Origin of the sequence: Vibrio methylphosphonaticus, assembly GCF_023634655.1 — a bacterium.
In the GTDB taxonomy this organism is placed as follows: Bacteria; Pseudomonadota; Gammaproteobacteria; order Enterobacterales; family Vibrionaceae; genus Vibrio; species Vibrio methylphosphonaticus.
The window spans coordinates 255,682-273,825 of record NZ_JAMKMS010000005.1 but is presented as its reverse complement, the minus strand read 5'-3'; the positions used below and the strand labels follow the sequence as shown (position 1 = coordinate 273,825).

16 protein-coding genes, 1 pseudogene and 1 riboswitch are annotated in these 18,144 nt (G+C 43.2%); of the genes and pseudogenes, 10 read left to right on the top strand and 7 right to left on the bottom strand.

Annotation, left to right across the window (positions count from 1 at the left end):
• Window positions 1–268 precede the first annotated feature (268 nt).
• From purR to M9196_RS08195, 4 genes are all read left to right on the top strand, one after another.
• Entirely contained in the window at window positions 269–1,276 is a 1,008-nt protein-coding gene (gene purR / locus M9196_RS08210) for an HTH-type transcriptional repressor PurR (protein ID WP_250617045.1), read from the top strand.
• A gap of 175 nt (window positions 1,277–1,451) precedes the next feature.
• A riboswitch (cyclic di-GMP riboswitch) is annotated at window positions 1,452–1,535 on the top strand.
• 110 nt (window positions 1,536–1,645) lie between these two features.
• Entirely contained in the window at window positions 1,646–2,236 is a 591-nt protein-coding gene (locus tag M9196_RS08205) for a TfoX/Sxy family DNA transformation protein (protein WP_250617044.1), read from the top strand.
• A gap of 118 nt (window positions 2,237–2,354) precedes the next feature.
• Entirely contained in the window at window positions 2,355–3,041 is a 687-nt protein-coding gene (locus M9196_RS08200; RefSeq protein ID WP_250617043.1) for a TVP38/TMEM64 family protein, read from the top strand.
• Window positions 3,038–3,358: a DUF2007 domain-containing protein gene (locus M9196_RS08195; RefSeq protein ID WP_250617042.1), complete on the top strand. Its 321-nt coding sequence runs from the start codon at window positions 3,038–3,040 to the stop codon at window positions 3,356–3,358. Before M9196_RS08200 ends, M9196_RS08195 begins: the two co-directional genes overlap by 4 nt.
• 60 nt (window positions 3,359–3,418) lie before the next feature.
• Here M9196_RS08195 and M9196_RS08190 read toward each other — a convergent pair whose 3' ends face one another.
• The 3 genes and pseudogenes from M9196_RS08190 to glgC form a co-directional block, all read right to left on the bottom strand.
• Window positions 3,419–4,213 carry an alpha/beta fold hydrolase gene (locus tag M9196_RS08190; RefSeq protein WP_250617041.1) on the bottom strand — a complete coding sequence of 265 codons (795 nt, stop codon included), beginning with the start codon at window positions 4,211–4,213 and terminating at the stop codon, window positions 3,419–3,421.
• A 174-nt stretch (window positions 4,214–4,387) separates the two neighbouring features.
• Window positions 4,388–5,845, bottom strand: a complete 1,458-nt coding sequence (gene glgA / locus M9196_RS08185) for a glycogen synthase GlgA (protein WP_250617040.1) — start codon at window positions 5,843–5,845, stop codon at window positions 4,388–4,390.
• Window position 5,846: 1 nt separating this feature from the next.
• Window positions 5,847–7,082, bottom strand: a pseudogene (gene glgC / locus M9196_RS08180) (glucose-1-phosphate adenylyltransferase); the annotation flags it as partial.
• Window positions 7,083–7,402: 320 nt separating this feature from the next.
• Between glgC and M9196_RS08175 the strand changes: the two are divergent.
• The gene (locus M9196_RS08175; RefSeq protein ID WP_250617038.1) at window positions 7,403–7,555 is read left to right on the top strand and encodes a hypothetical protein; all 153 of its coding nucleotides are present in this window, start codon (window positions 7,403–7,405) and stop codon (window positions 7,553–7,555) included.
• A gap of 3 nt (window positions 7,556–7,558) precedes the next feature.
• Here the strand turns inward: M9196_RS08175 and topA are convergent, their stop codons facing one another.
• The gene (gene topA / locus M9196_RS08170; protein ID WP_250617037.1) at window positions 7,559–10,186 is read right to left on the bottom strand and encodes a type I DNA topoisomerase; all 2,628 of its coding nucleotides are present in this window, start codon (window positions 10,184–10,186) and stop codon (window positions 7,559–7,561) included.
• Window positions 10,187–10,520: 334 nt separating this feature from the next.
• Here topA and M9196_RS08165 point away from each other — a divergent pair, with 334 nt between their 5' ends.
• Window positions 10,521–10,766 carry a YciN family protein gene (locus M9196_RS08165; RefSeq protein WP_250617036.1) on the top strand — a complete coding sequence of 82 codons (246 nt, stop codon included), beginning with the start codon at window positions 10,521–10,523 and terminating at the stop codon, window positions 10,764–10,766.
• Window positions 10,767–10,860: 94 nt separating this feature from the next.
• Here the strand turns inward: M9196_RS08165 and aroA are convergent, their stop codons facing one another.
• Entirely contained in the window at window positions 10,861–12,141 is a 1,281-nt protein-coding gene (gene aroA, locus M9196_RS08160; RefSeq protein WP_250617035.1) for a 3-phosphoshikimate 1-carboxyvinyltransferase, read from the bottom strand.
• Between the two features lie 223 nt (window positions 12,142–12,364).
• Between aroA and aat the strand changes: the two genes are divergently transcribed.
• The 3 genes from aat to infA all read left to right on the top strand — a co-directional run bounded on the left by aat (window position 12,365) and on the right by infA (window position 14,088).
• Complete coding sequence (aat, locus tag M9196_RS08155) at window positions 12,365–13,093, top strand: leucyl/phenylalanyl-tRNA--protein transferase (protein WP_250617096.1); 729 nt, start codon at window positions 12,365–12,367, stop codon at window positions 13,091–13,093.
• Window positions 13,090–13,788: an arginyltransferase gene (locus tag M9196_RS08150; protein ID WP_250617034.1), complete on the top strand. Its 699-nt coding sequence runs from the start codon at window positions 13,090–13,092 to the stop codon at window positions 13,786–13,788. Before aat ends, M9196_RS08150 begins: the two co-directional genes overlap by 4 nt.
• Window positions 13,789–13,869: 81 nt before the next feature.
• The gene (gene infA, locus M9196_RS08145; RefSeq protein ID WP_005600159.1) at window positions 13,870–14,088 is read left to right on the top strand and encodes a translation initiation factor IF-1; all 219 of its coding nucleotides are present in this window, start codon (window positions 13,870–13,872) and stop codon (window positions 14,086–14,088) included.
• 617 nt (window positions 14,089–14,705) lie between these two features.
• Here infA and clpA read toward each other — a convergent pair.
• A complete protein-coding gene (gene clpA, locus M9196_RS08140; protein WP_250617033.1) occupies window positions 14,706–16,982 on the bottom strand; it encodes an ATP-dependent Clp protease ATP-binding subunit ClpA in 2,277 nt (758 codons plus the stop codon).
• A 41-nt stretch (window positions 16,983–17,023) separates the two neighbouring features.
• Window positions 17,024–17,344, bottom strand: coding sequence for an ATP-dependent Clp protease adapter ClpS (gene clpS, locus M9196_RS08135; RefSeq protein WP_102471392.1), 321 nt, complete (start codon window positions 17,342–17,344; stop codon window positions 17,024–17,026).
• 535 nt (window positions 17,345–17,879) lie between these two features.
• Here clpS and cspD point away from each other — a divergent pair.
• A complete protein-coding gene (gene cspD, locus M9196_RS08130) occupies window positions 17,880–18,101 on the top strand; it encodes a cold shock domain-containing protein CspD (protein WP_250617032.1) in 222 nt (73 codons plus the stop codon).
• Window positions 18,102–18,144 lie beyond the last annotated feature (43 nt).

Sequence of the window (18,144 nt, the reverse complement as noted above, 5' to 3'; positions counted from 1 at the left end):
GCTTTTATAGACAAAATTGTCGGTTCAGACATTGCTAGGGTCTGTCAGTACGACTACAATTCGCCGTTTAAAATGCGAAAGCCAAGCTCTAGTACGATGTGGTTTCCACTTAGTTGTACTTATTGGAAACCTCCATTTCACAAAATCTATTTGTGTCCGGTACGCATTCGTTACAACACAGTGCTTATTTTTCGTAAATAATGCTTCATGATCGCAACGACTTTTGTGCCATTAAAAGCACCAAAGCCGTTACTAACAGGATAAAGCTATGGCAACAATTAAAGACGTCGCTCGTCTAGCTGGTGTTTCTACTACCACCGTATCTCACGTCATCAACAAAACGCGTTTTGTTGCCGAGGCCACACAAGAAAAAGTAAATGCGGCCGTTGAAGAACTCAATTACGCGCCAAGTGCGGTAGCAAGAAGCTTAAAGTGCAACTCAACGAAAACCATTGGTATGTTGGTCACCCAATCAACCAACCTCTTTTTCTCTGAAGTAATTGATGGCGTTGAGAGCTATTGCTACCGACAAGGTTATACCTTGATACTGTGTAATACCGGTGGCGTGTATGAGAAGCAACGCGACTACATTCGCATGCTGGCAGAAAAGCGAGTAGATGGCATCTTAGTGATGTGTTCAGACCTAACTGAAGAACTTCTCACGATGCTTGACCGCCATTCTGATATCCCTAAAGTGATTATGGACTGGGGACCAGAAAGCTCGCAAGCAGATAAGATCATCGATAATTCGGAAGAAGGTGGCTACCTAGCAACCAAATACCTTATCGAGAAAGGTCATACTGATATTGCCTGCTTGAGCGGTCACCTAGAAAAAGCGGTTTGCCAAGAACGTATTGTTGGTTATCAGCGCGCGCTAACAGAAGCCGGGTTGAACATGAAAGAAGACCGTATTTTTGAAGGCAACTTCGAATGCGATACGGCCGTCATCGCAGCGAATCGAATCGCCGCGATGGAAGACCGTCCAAGTGCCATTTTCTGCTTCAATGATACCATGGCGCTAGGCTTGATGAGTCGTTTACAACAGCTTGGCTTGAATGTTCCTGAGGATATCTCTGTTATCGGTTATGACAACATTGAGCTTGCAGAATACTTTTCACCACCATTAACCACCATCCACCAACCCAAGCGTCGTGTGGGTAAAAATGCTTTCGAGATTCTATTAGAACGAATCAAAGATAAAGGTCACGACAAGCGCATATTCGAGATGCACCCAGAAATAATCGAACGCAGCTCTGTCAAAGAATTGACAAAATAATGACAAAGACGCCCTATCGGGCGTTTTTTTTTGATCTTCTTCCCATAAATTTCAATCTGTATTGTGACTTTGTGCTACCCCATACGCACAAATCCCCCTCTAATTTTTGAAGCAATATCACACTTCAATCAATAACCCATGCAGGTTAATGGTTTTTTTCTTTATGCTACTTAAGTCACGCACAGGGCAAACCATCTGAAAGGGTGGGACGCAAAGCCTCCGGCCTAAACCAAACTTGGTAGGTAGCGGGGTTACCGATGGCAAAGGTATTAAATCTTGTTATTCTCTTAACAAGAATCTGACACCTGTTTGCTACACTCTCGGACCTGATTTTGGTGACACAATCAATAACACCGAGAAAAGATAAGCATGAACAATCCAGTATTAGTAAATTCAATGCAATTGTTCGCTCAACTAGGAAAAGTAAAATCTCGCTCCATGTTCGGTGGATTTGGGATCTTTGTTGACGAAACAATGTTTGCATTAGCAGTGAACGACAAGCTACACATCCGAACTAACCCCAAAACAGTCGCGTCTTTTAAACAGCTAGGCTTTACTCCGTACGTGTATAAAAAACGTGGTTTCCCTGTTGTGACGAAGTACTTCGCACTTCCTGAAGATTGCTGGGATGATACTGACACTATATTGTCATACGCCCGTGCGGCTTTGGATTTCGCCAAGGATGAAAAAGTCAAACAGTCTGACACCAAACCTGACCGGTTAAAAGATCTCCCGAACCTTCGCCTTGCCACCGAACGTATGCTCAAAAAAGCGGGAATCGAATCAGTGAATTCACTGCAAGAACACGGCTCGGTAGAAGCGTTCAAAGCGATTCAAAAAACGCACTCATCTGCTGTTGGCCTAGAGCTATTGTGGGCGTTAGAAGGCGCCATTAACGGCACGCATTGGTCTGTTATCCCACAAGCAAAACGAGATGAACTCGCTAACCACATCAACTAGCATTATTAGACTTATAACAAAAATCAGCTTAAGGCTGATTTTTTTATAAGTCTTTGAAAGTAAATTTTCCCTACTCCTGTCTTATACTAAAAGATGCATTGTTTACATGGAGTAAGTTATGAGTAAAAAACTACTATTAGGGTTAGCCTTCGTTGCTATTATTCTATTCTTAGGATCGCAATTTGGTCAGTACTTAACATTAGAAAACGCCAAGGCACAACAAGCTGAGCTCGCCAGTTACATTGATGCAAATTTTGTCACGGCTGCCCTCACCTATTTCTTCCTATATATTGCTATCACAGCATTTTCAGTTCCTGGCGCTGCGGTTGTGACGCTGTTAGGCGCAGCATTATTTGGGTTTTGGACTAGCCTTTTACTTGTTTCCTTTGCAAGTACCATTGGTGCCACGCTGGCTTTTCTGAGCAGCCGCTTTCTATTGCGCGATTGGGTTCAACGACAATTTGGGTCAAAACTGACGACGATCAATGATGGTGTTGAGAAGGATGGTGCTTTCTACCTTTTTTCCTTAAGACTAATCCCAGTATTTCCATTCTTTTTAATCAACCTACTCATGGGCTTAACTCCTATTCGCGTCTCCAAGTACTACTTAGTTAGCCAACTTGGAATGCTACCAGGTACTGCTGTATATCTAAATGCAGGTACGCAACTTGCCAATATCGACAGTTTGTCTGGAATAGTGTCACCGACCGTTCTTGCTTCATTTGCATTATTAGGACTATTTCCACTTATCGCTAAATGGGTCATGGCCAAATTTAACAAAACGCCGCAAGTGGAGACGAAATGAAGATTTATGTAGGCAATAACCCCACTGAAACACACATCATTCAGCAGCAGCTTGATGCTGAAGGTATTCAATGCGAAGTGAGGGGTGAGGGTGTTTTTGGATTAAGAGGTGAAGTCCCGTTTGATGAAAGCTCCCTACCTTTTATTTGGTTAAGGGATCTCACTCAAGAATCTCAGGCTAAAGCTATTATTAATGTCTTACAGCAACAAGCGGACCAACACACAGGATCAAGCTGGATTTGCCAAGCCTGTCATGAAGTTAATGAAGCTCAGTTTGGGTCTTGTTGGAATTGTCAGCACCTAGCACCTAGCACCTAGCACCTAGCACCTAGCACCTAGCACCTAGCACCTAGCACCTAGCACCTAGCAGGGCAAACGTTAACCAACAGATTGAATGAAAGCAATGGAATGCTTATTAAACTCGTCGGGCTTTTCTACATTACAAACATGCCCGCAATCTGCGATTTCGAGCAAGCGACTCGACTTATGTTCTGCCACCATCTCTTTAACCGGGTGAATGAACATATAATCTTTATCCCCCATTAGGTAGAGCGTAGGGATTGGCAATTCTTTGTCTTTGAAGTAACGATTCAGCGGATTCACTTCCGTGGTTAAGGTATACCAGCGCTTAAATTCTTTTTGGCATAACTTTTTGGCTTCACGGACAAACATATGACGGGACTCTTTTTGGCCGCGCTGTGGCATCACGATATAGGCAAACAGGCGATATAACCACATATACGGGATAATGTGCTTACTCCAGTTCCCGATGTTTACCAACAACTGAGAACGCGTGTTAAAACGCGTTACAGCGCCTCCCAGCACCATAGAACGAACTCGATGCGCCGATAACTCCGCGATATTTCGAACAATAATCGTACCTAGTGACATACCAACAAAATGCGCAGATTGGATTTTAAGATGATCCAGTACTTTTAAAATATCAACCGTTACGCTTTTAAACGTATAACCGCTCGCCATGATCCCTTTGATCAATTGATTTGATTTACCATGGCCTCTAAGATCAACAAATAGAAGGTTAAAATGCTCTCTGTAAGCTCGAATTTGTTTAAACCAAATTGACGAACTTCCCCCGGCGCCATGCACAAACACTACCCACTCTTTACTGGTGGGATGCAGATACGTTTTATGAAAAAGTAGATTCTCAGACATAGGCTCTTAAAGGGTAATATTAGTGTGCGTTACGTTACCACAATTCTTGTAAATACTGGTAAAAAGTCCACGTTTTTTCATTTAAAATCATTTCTAAGTGTTAACTTATCATCGATTTTTATCATTAAAAAAGGCGACATAACGTCGCCTTTTACATTTAAGCAATGGTAATAATTAGTTTTGATTCAAGGCAATATCATACATTTTGCTGTAATCCTTTGCTGACTCAAGCCAACTGAAATCACGTCCCATTGCACGCAATTGCATCTTATGCATCTCTTCAGGTTGCTGCAAATAGAACAATAACGCTCTTTGCAACGTGATCAGCAATGCATCATGGCAAGGTTCATCGAAGCCAAAGCCAGTGGCTTCTGACGGATTATCATCAAAATCAATAACCGTGTCTTTTAATCCGCCCACTTTACGAATAATCGGCAACGTGCCGTAAGCCATGCTATAAAGCTGGTTAAGACCACAAGCTTCAAACTCTGATGGCATCAAGAAGAACTCTGATCCTGCTTCTACCAAGTGAGCAAAACGGTTGCTGTAAGCCTCAACAAATGCCAATTTGTCCGGATAGGCTAATGCGACATCACGTAGATGGGCGGCAATCTGAGATTCGCCCGTTCCTATAATGACCATTTGCACATCATTTTTTAGAAACTTCTCTAAAATTGGCAGAATGTAATGAAAACCTTTTTGATGAGTTAGACGACAAACCATGCCGACCATTGGCGTATCAACTTGAGGTAGATTCAGCTCTTGTTGCAACAATGTTTTAGACGCTAGCTTTCCTTTTAACATACTAGAAAGCTTGGCCTCATAACGCTCTGGCAAAAACTCGTCGTTTCGCGGGTCCCATTCAGAATAATCACAACCGTTAACGATACCGTGAAGATCTTTTGCACGATGAACAAAATCATCCACCAAGCCATGTGAGCCTAGCGGTGTCACTAGCTCTGCTGCATAGTTAGGGCTAACAGCATTAATCTTATCAGCGAACGCAATACCTGCTCGCAACATGCTCACCCAGCCTTCACCATACTGTAAGAATTCCATTCCTGACAGGTTCAACTCAGGGATGATTTCAAGCTGGCTATAAGAGAAAATACCCTTAAAGATTGCATTGTGAACGGTAAGAACGGATTTCACATCACGGAAACGATCATCATCGCCGTAGCGAGTTTTTAGCAAAAACGGTACTAGACTCGTATGCCAGTCATTCGCATGTACCACGGCGGGTTTGATACCAAGTTTCGGTAATACGTCTAAGCTAGCGGCCGCAAAAAAACCAAACCGCTCGCCGTTATCGGCATACGCGCGGTTATGCTCAGCATAAAGTTCAGGACGGTCGAAGTATTTATCACATTCGATCACGTAAACATCAACACCGTCAAGTTCGGTTTTTTTAACTTGGTAAGCCGTATGTGGCCAGTGTTCTAGCTCTGTTGAGAGAACACACTCGTAATCGTGTTTATTCGGTAAGGTTTGGTAGCCAGGTAATGTAATCGCTACCGATTTTCCGAGCTCTTGCAATGCTTTAGGCAGAGCCTTAGCAACGTCTGCCAAGCCTCCACTTTTTACAAGTCCTTGAGCTTCTGAAACTGGAAACCATACATCTATGTGTCTCATTTTAGAATCCAACTTTTGTCCCTTTTTTGATGACCACTACGCCACCTGGAGAAACATGAAAACGCTTTGCGTCTAACTCTAAATCTTCACCGATCACTGTTCCAGGGGCAATTTCTACATTTTTGTCAATAATGGTGCGCTTGATCGTACATCCCGCGCCAATTTTAACGTCACCTAGGATAACAGATTCGCTAACCGTAGAACCAGCGGCAATATTACTTCTAAAACCAAGAACAGAGCGGTAAATAGATGAGCCTCGAACATAACTACCCCCAGCGATTAAGCTGTCGGTAATTTTGATTTTTTCATGCTCAGCATCAACAAACGTTGCTGGCGGTAAAGGCGGGTAATAGGTATGTAAAGGCCATGTACGGTTATACAATGAGAACTGAGCATCCTCTTGTAGCAAGTCCATGTGCGCAGCCCAGTAAGAATCAATCGTACCTACATCACGCCAGTACGTGGTGTCTTTTTCGCCGGTAATCTTATTGGTTGAAAAATCGTACACATAAACGTCCCCTTCTGGGAACATTTTAGGGATAATATCCTTACCAAAGTCATGACTTGATGCTTCATTCTCTGCATCAATACGGAGTTCGTGGTATAGGCTCTTAGCTTCAAAGATATAGTTACCCATTGATACCAACGCCATATCTGGATGACCCGGAATCGATTTAGGGTTTGCTGGCTTTTCTTCAAAGCCAATCATCTTACCGTTTTCATCTACTTCAATAACGCCAAACTCAGATGCTTCCGCTAAAGGCATACGCAAAGCTGACACCGTTAGTTTAGATTCACTGTGCTTGTGGAAGTCGAGCATTTGACGAATATCCATTTTGTATATGTGGTCCGAACCAAAAATACAAACGTGTTCAGGGTTTGCTAACTCGATGAAGCTGACATTTTGATAAATCGCGTCCGCTGTACCTTCGTACCAACGTTTACCATCACGCATTTGCGCTGGAATCGGGTCAATAAATCGATCGGTAATACCCGTTAGGTTCCAACCTTTTCTCATGTGTTGATACAACGACTGCGATTTAAACTGTGTCAGTACATAAACACGCATTAAGTCGGCATTAATAAAATTACTTAGAGCGAAATCGATAAGACGATAACTTCCTCCAAAAGGCACTGCAGGCTTACTGCGCGAATCAGTCAAAGGACGAAGGCGAGACCCTTCACCACCAGCAAGGATCATTCCTAGTACACCAGCCATTATATTCTCCGTTTTTACTACTTTGTCATTATCGTCAGGCTGTCATATTGTGGGGGGAGCCTGACTTCATTATTAACGGATGACGATGTCGATGTTCACATCAGACAATCAAACGTTGAATATCGTATATAAAATATTTCACTCTAAGTCAGCCGTGCTAACTGAGTGTTTTTCAACCACTATCTACGCATGGTTTTCGTTTAAATTATCGTGTTGAAAAAAGATTACAACTTGTAAGATCACAGTATGGGACATTGTGCGGTATTGCATTGTAACTCTTGGAACAACTCACAGTTTTCAAATCACGAGATACAATTACAACATATTTAGTTAACATAATGATCACCTTACAGGTCACCAATAGTGACCGCTGCCGCATTACTACCGTTTTGTACGCCGCTTCAGCAGAGACTAAGACCGACAAAAAACTAGGGAATATAGGGCAAAAAAAACAGCGCCAATTAGGCGCTGTTTTTGATGAAACAAGTTGAGAGTTATTTCTTTGGTTTTTTACGCTTATCAGTAATTTCCCATTTACCATCGACAAACATACCCGTCCAGCCTGAAGGCTTACCTTCTACTTCTGAACGTACATAGTTCTCTTTGGTCTTGCGGCTAAAACGAACCACTGTAGGGCGACCATCTGGATCTTCTACTGGTGCATCAGCTAAATAATGGAACTTAGGTGAAATTCGCTCTTTATATTTTGCAAGCTCGCTCACTAATGGTGCGCGTGTTTCTCGCGATTTAGGGAAGTTGCTCGCGGCCATAAACAGACCTGACGCACCGTCACGAAGTACGAAATATGCATCTGAGTTTTCGCAAGGCAATTCAGGGAAGTGAACCGGGTCTTCTTTCGGTGGTGCTATTTCACCATTCTTAAGAATCTTACGAGTATTCTTACACTCCTCGTTAGTACAACCCATATATTTCCCAAAACGGCCATTTTTTAGCACCATTTCAGAGCCACACTTATCACATTCAACCGTAGGGCCGTCGTAACCTTTAACTTTAAACTCGCCGTGCTCAACAACGTAGCCTTCACAGTTCGGGTTATTACCACAAACATGAAGTTTGCGCTTATCATCAATAAGATACGCGTCCATTGCCGTTTCGCAGATTGGACAACGTTTTTTGGCACGTAAAGCGGCCGTTTCAACATCCTCTTCTAAGACGTTGATTATACCTTCTTCATCACCAAGGTTAATGGTGGTTTTGCACCGCTCTTTAGGAGGCAACGCATAACCAGAACAACCTAAGAATACACCCGTTGATGCCGTACGAATACCCATGGTTCGAGAACAGGTAGGACATTCAATATTCGTTTCAACGATATGGTTAGGCTTCATACCACCTATTTCTTCATCGAGTTCGGCCTTTTCAAGATCCGTTGTAAATTCGTTGAAGAAGTCGTTAAGCACGCCTTTCCAGTTTGTTTCACCTTCCGCGATTTGATCGAGCTTTTGCTCCATACGAGCGGTGAAGTCATAGTTCATTAGGTCGTCAAAACTGTAATTAAGACGGTCTGTTACGATCTCGCCCATTTTTTCAGCATAAAAACGACGTTGCTCTACTTTCACATAACCACGGTCTTGGATTGTCGAAATGATAGAAGCATACGTCGACGGTCGACCGATGCCCTTCTTCTCTAGTTCCTTAACAAGCGCAGCCTCAGTAAAGCGTGCTGGCGGTTTAGTAAAGTGCTGCTTTGGATCCAGCGCCACCAAATCCAATTTATCGCCAACTTGCACTGCAGGCAAAATTGCATCTTCGTTTTTGCCCATAGGGCGTTGAACGCGAGTCCAACCGTCAAACTTAAGAATGCGACCTTTTGCTTTTAGCGTGAAGTCGTCTGCTTTAACGCTTACTGTCGTTGAATCGTATTTAGCAGGCGTCATTTGACACGCAACAAATTGATTCCAAATCAATGAGTACAGCTTATGAGCGTCCGCTTCCATGCCTTGCAAGTCATCAACTTTAACCGTAACGTCAGAAGGTCGAATCGCTTCGTGCGCTTCTTGTGCACCCTCTTTGCTACCATAACGCAGTGGGTTTTCTGGCAGATATTCACCGCCAAATTCACTATCAATATAGCTTCGCAATGTCTCTACCGCTTCCGAACTTAAGTTCGTAGAGTCGGTACGCATATAGGTGATGTAACCACCTTCATAAAGACGCTGTGCTAGCATCATCGTCTTTTTAACACCGTAGCCTAGACGAGTACTCGCCGCTTGCTGCAGTGTTGATGTGATGTAAGGTGCTGATGGCTTACTCTGCGTTGGTCTATCTTCACGCTTGCACACTTCATATGTGGCATTCGCGAGAATGGAAGTCGCTGAGCTTGCTTCCGTTTCGTTCGTCGGTTTAAACGCTTTGCCACCCTTCTGGGCAACGAGCAGTCTAAAATCTGTTTTGTTGGTCGTTTTAGTATCAGCATGAATGTCCCAGAATTCTTCTGGAATAAACGCGTTGATTTCACGCTCTCGCTCTACTAGTAACTTAACAGCAACCGATTGTACACGTCCTGCAGACAAGCCACGTGCGACTTTCTTCCACAGTAGAGGCGATACCATAAAGCCAACGACACGATCGAGGAAACGACGCGCCTGCTGGGCGTTAACGCCATCCATGTTTAGCTCTCCAGGTGCCTCAAAGGCTTGCTGGATAGCATTTTTAGTGATCTCGTTAAAGACAACTCGCTTATATCGCTCTTCATCGCCGCCGATGATCTCACGAAGGTGCCATGCGATAGCTTCTCCCTCGCGGTCCAAATCGGTTGCGAGATAGACGTAATCGGCGTCTTTCGCTAATTTTTGTAATTCTGCAACGACTTTTTCTTTGCCAGGTAAGATCTGATAATTAGCATCCCAGTCGCTGTATGGGTCAATACCCATCTTTTTAATCAGTGCTTTTTGGTCTTTTGCTTTTTTAATTCGTGCTTTTTCTTCAACACTTAAACCTTTGGTCGAGACTGCCGCTGCTTTTTTACCAGTACTTTGACCTGCTGTTGGTAAATCACGTACGTGACCCACACTCGACTTCACAACGAAGTCTTTACCCAGGTATTTGTTGATGGTTTTAGCCTTTGCGGGTGACTCCACTATAACCAGTGACTTTCCCATAATGACACTAACGTCCTATATCACATTGCGAGTGTTAATCGCACGATGTTCGAAATTTATGCTTCTTTTTACTATTGAGCGAGAACAAAAGAAGATCAACCTGTTTTTTTGCAATTACACTCTAATCGCTCGACAAATGTCCGATCTAACTCAGTTCGCCCATTAAAACAAAGCCGCCATAGTAAACGTCAAACCCTTGTTGTGCCTAGCGTTGATAACCAAAATTTGTTTCTTATCACAAAACGTCTGCCATCATGGGCAACAACTTAGCACTTGCAAACCCGCGGCGCGTCCATACACTATCGGAAATTGCCTAATGATTGAGAGCGTTTATATGTCAGAAAAACAACGTATTTCCGAGTTTGATTTATTGCTAATTGCAAACCAAATAATCCAAGAGCATGACGACTATTTAGAAGGTATGCGTGCAGACAGTGTAGATGAAAAAGATGAAGTGCTCGTTTTTAAAGGAAATTATTTTCTCGACGATCAAGGTTTACCGACGGCGAATACCACAGCAGTATTTAACATGTTTAAGTATCTTGCCCATCATCTTTCTAAAGAATTCACGCTGAACTAAAAGACTACGCTAAAAATATTCATTAGCACGAGTCGACCTTTAACGTATAAAAAACAAGCGCCCTTCAACGGGCGCTTGTTTAGCTATTCATCCACTATTGGCTTAATTCTGCCAGCTTGTCAAAATAATCTGGGAATGTTTTTGACGTACATTTAGGGTCATTAATGGTCACAGGTGTATCGCTTAGTGCAACAAGCGAGAAACACATTGCCATTCGATGATCATCATAAGTATCAATCTCAGCATGCGTTAATTCCGACACCGGTTCGACAATAATGTAGTCTTCCCCTTCTTCAACTTTTGCACCCACTTTTTTGAGCTCTGTCGCCATGGCGGCCAAACGGTCCGTTTCTTTAACGCGCCAGTTATAGACATTGCGTATAACGGTTTTTCCCTTGGCAAATAAAGCGGTAGTCGCGATGGTCATGGCGGCATCTGGAATATGATTGTAATCCATATCTATGCCAACCAATTCACCTTTTCGGCATGTGATGTAGTCATCACCCCACTCTATTTCCGCTCCCATTTTTTCTAGCGCATCAGCAAAGTGAATATCACCTTGTATGCTGTTTTTACCAATACCCGTAACCTTGATTTCCCCGCCCTTGATTGCAGCCGCAGCAAGGAAATATGAAGCAGATGAAGCATCACCTTCAACTAAAAATTGGCCTGGCGATTGGTACTGCTGCCCACAGCGGATAATAAAGGTCTGGTAGTTGTCATTTTCAACCACGACACCAAACTGTTTCATGATATGAAGCGTGATATCAATGTATGGTTTCGAGACTAAATCACCCACGATTTCAATGGTCACATCAGATTTAGCAAACGGTGCTGACATTAAAAACGCTGTCAAAAATTGGCTAGAAATAGAACCATCGATGGTGACTTTTCCGCCTTCTAAACCTGTGCCATAAATTTTCAGAGGTGGGTAATTGACGTTTTCAAGGTATTCGACCTTGGCACCCGCTTGTGCGAGCGCATCAACAAGGTGACCGATTGGACGCTCTTTCATTCTTGGCTCGCCAGTCAGGACATACTCACCTTGACCAAGGCATAGTGCTGCTGCCAAAGGACGCATTGCCGTTCCTGCATTCCCCAAGAACAACTCTGTCATTTGATCAACTGAAAAAGGACGACCTAATCCTTGCACTACGCACTGCTTTTTATCTTCTGACAGGTTATAGCTCACGCCTAACGCTGTTAAAGCATTCAACATATGCTTAATATCATCGCTATCAAGAAGATTGGTGAGCGTTGTTGTCCCTTGTGCTAAAGCGGCTAGAAGTAGCGCACGATTTGAGACACTTTTAGAACCTGGAAGGTTAACCGTTCCGGAGACTTTTTTGATGGGTTGGAGTGTTAAGCTTTCCATTATTTGAATCTAATCCTTTACTGGCATCCACTGTCCTACAACGAATACCATTACTATTCTTCGTAAAAGCAGCCTAACCAAATTATTACTCAAACACCAGCTTTTATCCGTGAGTTTTGCTTGTCTTTTGCGCAATCAGTACTAGTTAACTAGTACTGATTCAATCGGCATATTCATACCTAATTAGCGTATAATGAACTCAAGAATGGCTAAGCTAATTATCATGACTATTTATTTACCTGAACTCAGCAACACTTGCTTTGATTTCCCCTCACCTTTTGAGGCTCTAGACGATCCTAACGGGCTACTCGCTTTTGGTGGCGATCTGAACCCTGAAAGAATTTTAAACGGCTATCATCATGGCATTTTTCCTTGGTTTGGTCCTAATGAACCCCTGCTCTGGTGGAGCCCTGCTCCAAGAGCAGTGTTTATCCCTGAATTGTTTAAGCCTTCTCGAAGCTTGAGAAAGTACCAAAATAAAGCGCAATACCGTGTAACGCTGAATAGGGCAACGGATCAAGTCATCAAATATTGCTCGAGTACGCGTCCTGCACAAGAAACTTGGCTCAATCAAGACATGTGTGATGCTTACATTGCTCTATCAGAACAAGGGCATTGCCAATCTGTCGAAGTATGGCAAGAGGATACATTAATAGGGGGACTGTACGGATTGTCGATTGGTACGGTGTTCTGTGGCGAATCCATGTTTTCTCTACAACCTAACGCATCAAAAATTGCGTTATGGTATTTTTGCCAGCATTTCGTCGAACACGGTGGAACACTTATTGATTGTCAGGTGATGAACCCTCACTTGGCGTCACTGGGCGCGATAGAGTTAACTCGCGAAGAGTTTATTGATAGTTTGCATCAACGCAGAGAAGCGTCCATGCTTAAGGATTGTTACGCGCAACAGGACATTACCCTACGTATACCCAAGGTGATCAACGGATGAACATGGCCTCACAACAAATTCGGATTGGTTTAACCACCAATCAGCCATGCAGCTATATCAAAGAACAAGAAGAGCGTGTTGCCATTGTTCTTGAAAAGTACTGCCATGACGAAGCGCACTTTGAGATGCTCCTTGCGAATGGCTTTCGCCGCAGCGGCGACGTTATTTATAAGCCACAGTGCGATCATTGTCAGTCATGCCAGGCGCTAAGAATTGCGATCCCCGAATTTAAAGCCACTCGTAGTCAAAAGCGCATTTTATCAAAATCGACACATCTCTCGTGGAGCATCAAGACCGAGCTCGATGACGGATGGTTTGAGCTTTATGCCAAATATATCAATGCTCGTCATACAACAGGCAGTATGTACCCTCCTAAAAAGGAGCAGTTCTTTGATTTTGCAAAATGTGGTTGGATGACCATGCACTTTCTTCATATCTATGATGGAGAGACACTTGTTGGCATCGCCATTACTGATATTTTAGAAAATAGCGCCAGTGCGTTTTACACTTTTTTTGATCCAGACGTCCCCTTGTCTTTGGGAACACTGGCAATACTTTTTCAAGCGCAATATTGCCAACTTTACAACAAACAGTGGTTATATTTAGGCTATCAGATCGACCAATGCTCTGCGATGAACTATAAAACACGCTTCCAACGTCATCAAAGGCTAGTAAATCAGCGGTGGCAAGGGTAGAATACGCGACAACTTTACTTATAAAGATTTTAACGGCACAATGCAGACCGTTAAAAGCGCCACATTTCGAAAGAGGATTCAATGGCTAAAGAAGACGTAATTGAGCTACAAGGCACTGTTCTTGATACTCTACCAAACACAATGTTCCGTGTTGAACTAGAAAACGGTCACGTAGTTACAGCCCACATCTCTGGTAAGATGCGTAAAAACTACATCCGTATCCTTACTGGTGACAAAGTAACTGTAGAGATGACTCCATACGACCTATCTAAAGGTCGCATCGTCTTCCGTGCTCGTTAATCTCTACGTTTAACCGAACACAAAAAAAAACGGAGCCTAGGCTCCGTTTTTTGTGGATATAATTCGTTAATAGTGACATCAAAGCATACTGTTCATCTGCGTTATTACGCATTCACCATCGGTTGAAAAAACCCTAACATCAGCTGCGAAGCTAGCTAAAAGCTCCCAGCAGTTGTCACAACGACGGTGTTCTTGCACGGTAGTAGCAATATATTGTCACCATTACCCACGCCCATCACTGCTTCAGCTGAAGGCAATTATCAGAACGGTAGACCCAACCCATTTTATAACCGCCGAGATGGCAACTATTCAACTGTTCGACAGAACCTTCACTACCATTTGACGTCCATCGTAGAAGCCCCTATCAAGCGTTATCCCCATCCCCCCTAAAGGTACCAGTAACTTTTCGCTAGCAGGACTCGATACCGCCTCTTAGTATGGACATAAACAGGACAATGAGATTTATATGCCTTAAGAGCCGCAGCTAAGTTTATCTTCATTAAACAATCATCACTGGCGACTAACCGCCAGCTATAGGCAATAAAAAAGCGTGCGAGAAATCGCACGCTTTATCACTACTGTTTCATCCTTTATCAGGAAAACTCAGCATCTTAAGACTAATGAAGTACTTCTTCTTTCAGGCCAATATACTCGAAAGTTAGGTCGTCATCTTTCAAGTCAACCTTAACCGTACCACCATCAACCAGTGAACCAAAGAGCAATTCATTTGCTAGTGGTTTCTTCAGCTTATCCTGCACAACACGCCCCATAGGACGTGCGCCCATTGTCTTATCATAACCTTTCACTGCAAGCCAATCACGAGCTTCTGCGGAGACTTCTAAAGAGACGCCTCGAGAATCTAATTGCGCTTGAAGCTCAACAATGAACTTATCAACCACTTGGTGAATCACTGTATCATCCAAGCTATTGAACCAGATAATACCGTCAAGACGATTTCGGAACTCTGGTGTAAAGACGCGTTTGATAGCTCCCATCGCATCTGGTTTGTGATCTTGCTGAATCAAACCAATGGATTTCTTCTCAGTTTCAGAAACACCAGCATTACTGGTCATGACCAAGATGACATTGCGGAAGTCGGCTTTACGACCATTGTTATCAGTCAACGTACCATTATCCATCACCTGCAATAGCAGATTGAAGATATCTGGGTGTGCTTTTTCAATCTCATCAAGTAAGACAACAGAATGTGGATGCTTGATTACCGCATCAGTCAACAACCCGCCTTGATCGTAGCCTACGTAACCCGGAGGCGCACCAATTAAGCGACTCACAGAGTGGCGTTCACCGTATTCAGACATATCAAATCTTAGTAATTCAATGCCCAGAAGTTTCGACAACTGCACGGTGACTTCCGTCTTACCAACACCAGTTGGTCCAGCGAACAAGAACGAACCGACAGGTCGCTCGTCATTCCCCAATCCCGCTCGCGTCATCTTAATCGCTTCTGACAGCACATCGATCGCTTTATCTTGACCAAATACCAGCATCTTCATTTTTTCATCAAGATTCTGCAGAATATCTTTGTCTGACGATGATACGGACTTTTCAGGGATGCGTGCCATCTTAGCAACCATCGACTCTATATCAGCAACACCAACGGTTTTCTTACGACGGCTCGCAGGAACAAGTCGGCTTCGCGCTCCAGCCTCATCGATAACATCAATAGCTTTATCGGGTAAGTGACGTTCGTTGATGTATTTAGCAGAAAGCTCTACTGCGGCACGAAGCGCCTTGTTGGTATAACGAACTTCGTGATGCGCTTCATACTTGGGTTTCAAACCAATAAGAATTTTCGTGGTGTCGTCTAAAGAAGGCTCAACAACATCAATTTTTTGGAAACGACGTGATAAGGCACGCTCTTTATCAAAAATATTGCTGTACTCTTGGTATGTGGTTGACCCAATACAACGCAACTTACCACTACTCAGTAACGGCTTAATTAAGTTCGCCGCGTCAACTTGGCCACCTGAAGCGGCACCAGCTCCAATAATCGTGTGAATTTCGTCGATAAAGAGAATCGCGTCGTCTTCTTTTTCAAGCTGTTTCAAAATCGCTTTAAAACGCTTTTCAAAGTCTCCACGGTATTTCGTGCCCGCCAATAATGAACCGATATCAAGCGAATAGATCACGCAGTTTTCTATTACATCCGGCACTGAGCCTTCAACAATGCGCCACGCTAGACCTTCTGCGATGGCAGTTTTACCCACGCCGGCCTCACCGACAAGCAATGGGTTATTTTTACGGCGACGACACAGAACTTGGATCGTACGCTCTAACTCTTTATCACGGCCGATAAGCGGGTCGATGTCTCCGGCTTTTGCCACCTGATTCAAATTCGTTGCAAAACTTTCTAAGCGGTCTTCTCCGCTTGCATCTTCAACAGGTTCGCTTCCGCCCCCTAATGAACCGCTTGAAGGTTCATTGTCTGACGAACCCGAGTTTTTGGTAATGCCGTGAGAGATGAAGTTGACGATGTCTAGGCGACTAATATCATTTTTCTTCAATAAATAAGCGGCATGAGATTCTTGCTCACTAAAAATGGCGACTAATACATTTGCCCCTGTTACTTCGCTGCGTCCAGAAGATTGGACGTGGAAGACAGCGCGCTGCAATACTCTTTGAAAACTCAACGTTGGTTGAGTTTCACGTGTATCGTCATTATCAGGAATAAGCGGCGTTGTTTGATCAATGAATGCGTCAAGCTCTTCGCGCAAGGTATCGAGGTTAGCGCTGCAAGCCGTTAAAGCCTCTTTAGCCGAGTCATTTTCCAACAAAGCTAAAAGGAGATGCTCTACGGTCATGAATTCATGTCTTTTATCACGAGCACGAGCAAATGCGCCGTTGAGACTCGATTCTAATTCTTTGTTAAGCATAAGTACCTCCTAAGGAATGACAGCTGCCATTCATTCGAAAATTAGGCTTTTTCCATGGTACACAAAAGTGGATGTTCATTTTCCCTTGAATACATGGTCACTTGAGCAACTTTCGTCTCAGCGACTTCGGATGTATACGTTCCACAGACCGCTTTACCGTCATAGTGCACTTGTAACATCACTTGTGTCGCTTGATCTTCGTTGAGTGAAAAAAAGCGTTCCAAGATTTCTACAACAAAGTCCATCGGTGTGTAATCATCATTGTTCAATACAACATGGTACATTCCCGGTGGCTTAACCTTAGTTTTTTCTTTCTCCAGTAAGTCTGAGTCTGGAGTCACCCATTCAAAATTTTTACTCATGGCCAGAATGTTTGAGAGTTTTCGTTAATATTCAAAAGACTGTATAAAGCCAAACTACCTAATGTCATTGAGGCATTTTATGCTTACACTCGAAAAGCATCTCTATATTAGAGACTAATGCACCAATTGTATCGCTGCAAACAAAACAATGCTATTAATGTGTGTCACATATGAGCCAAGTAGCAAAAACAATTCCTCCTCTATTAAGAATACAGCATCAAAACCTAAACAAAAGAACCTGTTTGCGAGATTGTTAAAACCAAAGTGCATATGTTTAGAATATGTGGTTATTTATACGACATTCTTATTGACTAAGTTTAATGATTGACTAAAGTGGTTATTTAGTGACTAAATTTTAACAAGTTTATCTCGCCTTAATTTTGCTTATAGGAAAAGGCTTACAGTGGTTTATTTCCGCCTAGAGCAAAACGCGTAGACGAGAAAAAGAGTTTGGTCGCTGAAAAGAAGCGTCGACGGTGAAGTGGTGAACCGTGTCTTCGAATGACTTCAGTAAAATGCATGAGGGATGTATAGCATGGCTACAGGTACAGTAAAATGGTTTAACAATGCCAAGGGATTTGGATTCATTTGTCCAGAAGGCGGCGACAACGATATATTTGCACACTATTCTACAATTCACATGGACGGGTACCGAACCCTTAAAGCAGGACAACAAGTCAACTACGAAGTAGAAGAAGGGCCCAAGGGCTATCACGCTAGTTCTGTCACTCCTGTAGACGGTGACATAGCGAAATAGCGCAACAGACGCGCAGACAATATTTTGTCGAAGACACATATAC

Bases quoted from the DNA above. Each gene is read 5' to 3' on its own strand.
- purR (WP_250617045.1), top strand. From the start codon at position 269: ATGGCAACAATTAAAGACGTCGCTCGTCTAGCTGGTGTTTCTACTACC.
- M9196_RS08205 (WP_250617044.1), top strand. From the start codon at position 1,646: ATGAACAATCCAGTATTAGTAAATTCAATGCAATTGTTCGCTCAACTA.
- M9196_RS08200 (WP_250617043.1), top strand. From the start codon at position 2,355: ATGAGTAAAAAACTACTATTAGGGTTAGCCTTCGTTGCTATTATTCTA.
- M9196_RS08195 (WP_250617042.1), top strand. From the start codon at position 3,038: ATGAAGATTTATGTAGGCAATAACCCCACTGAAACACACATCATTCAG.
- M9196_RS08190 (WP_250617041.1), bottom strand. From the start codon at position 4,213: ATGTCTGAGAATCTACTTTTTCATAAAACGTATCTGCATCCCACCAGT.
- glgA (WP_250617040.1), bottom strand. From the start codon at position 5,845: ATGAGACACATAGATGTATGGTTTCCAGTTTCAGAAGCTCAAGGACTT.
- M9196_RS08175 (WP_250617038.1), top strand. From the start codon at position 7,403: ATGATCACCTTACAGGTCACCAATAGTGACCGCTGCCGCATTACTACC.
- topA (WP_250617037.1), bottom strand. From the start codon at position 10,186: ATGGGAAAGTCACTGGTTATAGTGGAGTCACCCGCAAAGGCTAAAACC.
- M9196_RS08165 (WP_250617036.1), top strand. From the start codon at position 10,521: ATGTCAGAAAAACAACGTATTTCCGAGTTTGATTTATTGCTAATTGCA.
- aroA (WP_250617035.1), bottom strand. From the start codon at position 12,141: ATGGAAAGCTTAACACTCCAACCCATCAAAAAAGTCTCCGGAACGGTT.
- aat (WP_250617096.1), top strand. From the start codon at position 12,365: ATGACTATTTATTTACCTGAACTCAGCAACACTTGCTTTGATTTCCCC.
- M9196_RS08150 (WP_250617034.1), top strand. From the start codon at position 13,090: ATGAACATGGCCTCACAACAAATTCGGATTGGTTTAACCACCAATCAG.
- infA (WP_005600159.1), top strand. From the start codon at position 13,870: ATGGCTAAAGAAGACGTAATTGAGCTACAAGGCACTGTTCTTGATACT.
- clpA (WP_250617033.1), bottom strand. From the start codon at position 16,982: ATGCTTAACAAAGAATTAGAATCGAGTCTCAACGGCGCATTTGCTCGT.
- clpS (WP_102471392.1), bottom strand. From the start codon at position 17,344: ATGAGTAAAAATTTTGAATGGGTGACTCCAGACTCAGACTTACTGGAG.
- cspD (WP_250617032.1), top strand. From the start codon at position 17,880: ATGGCTACAGGTACAGTAAAATGGTTTAACAATGCCAAGGGATTTGGA.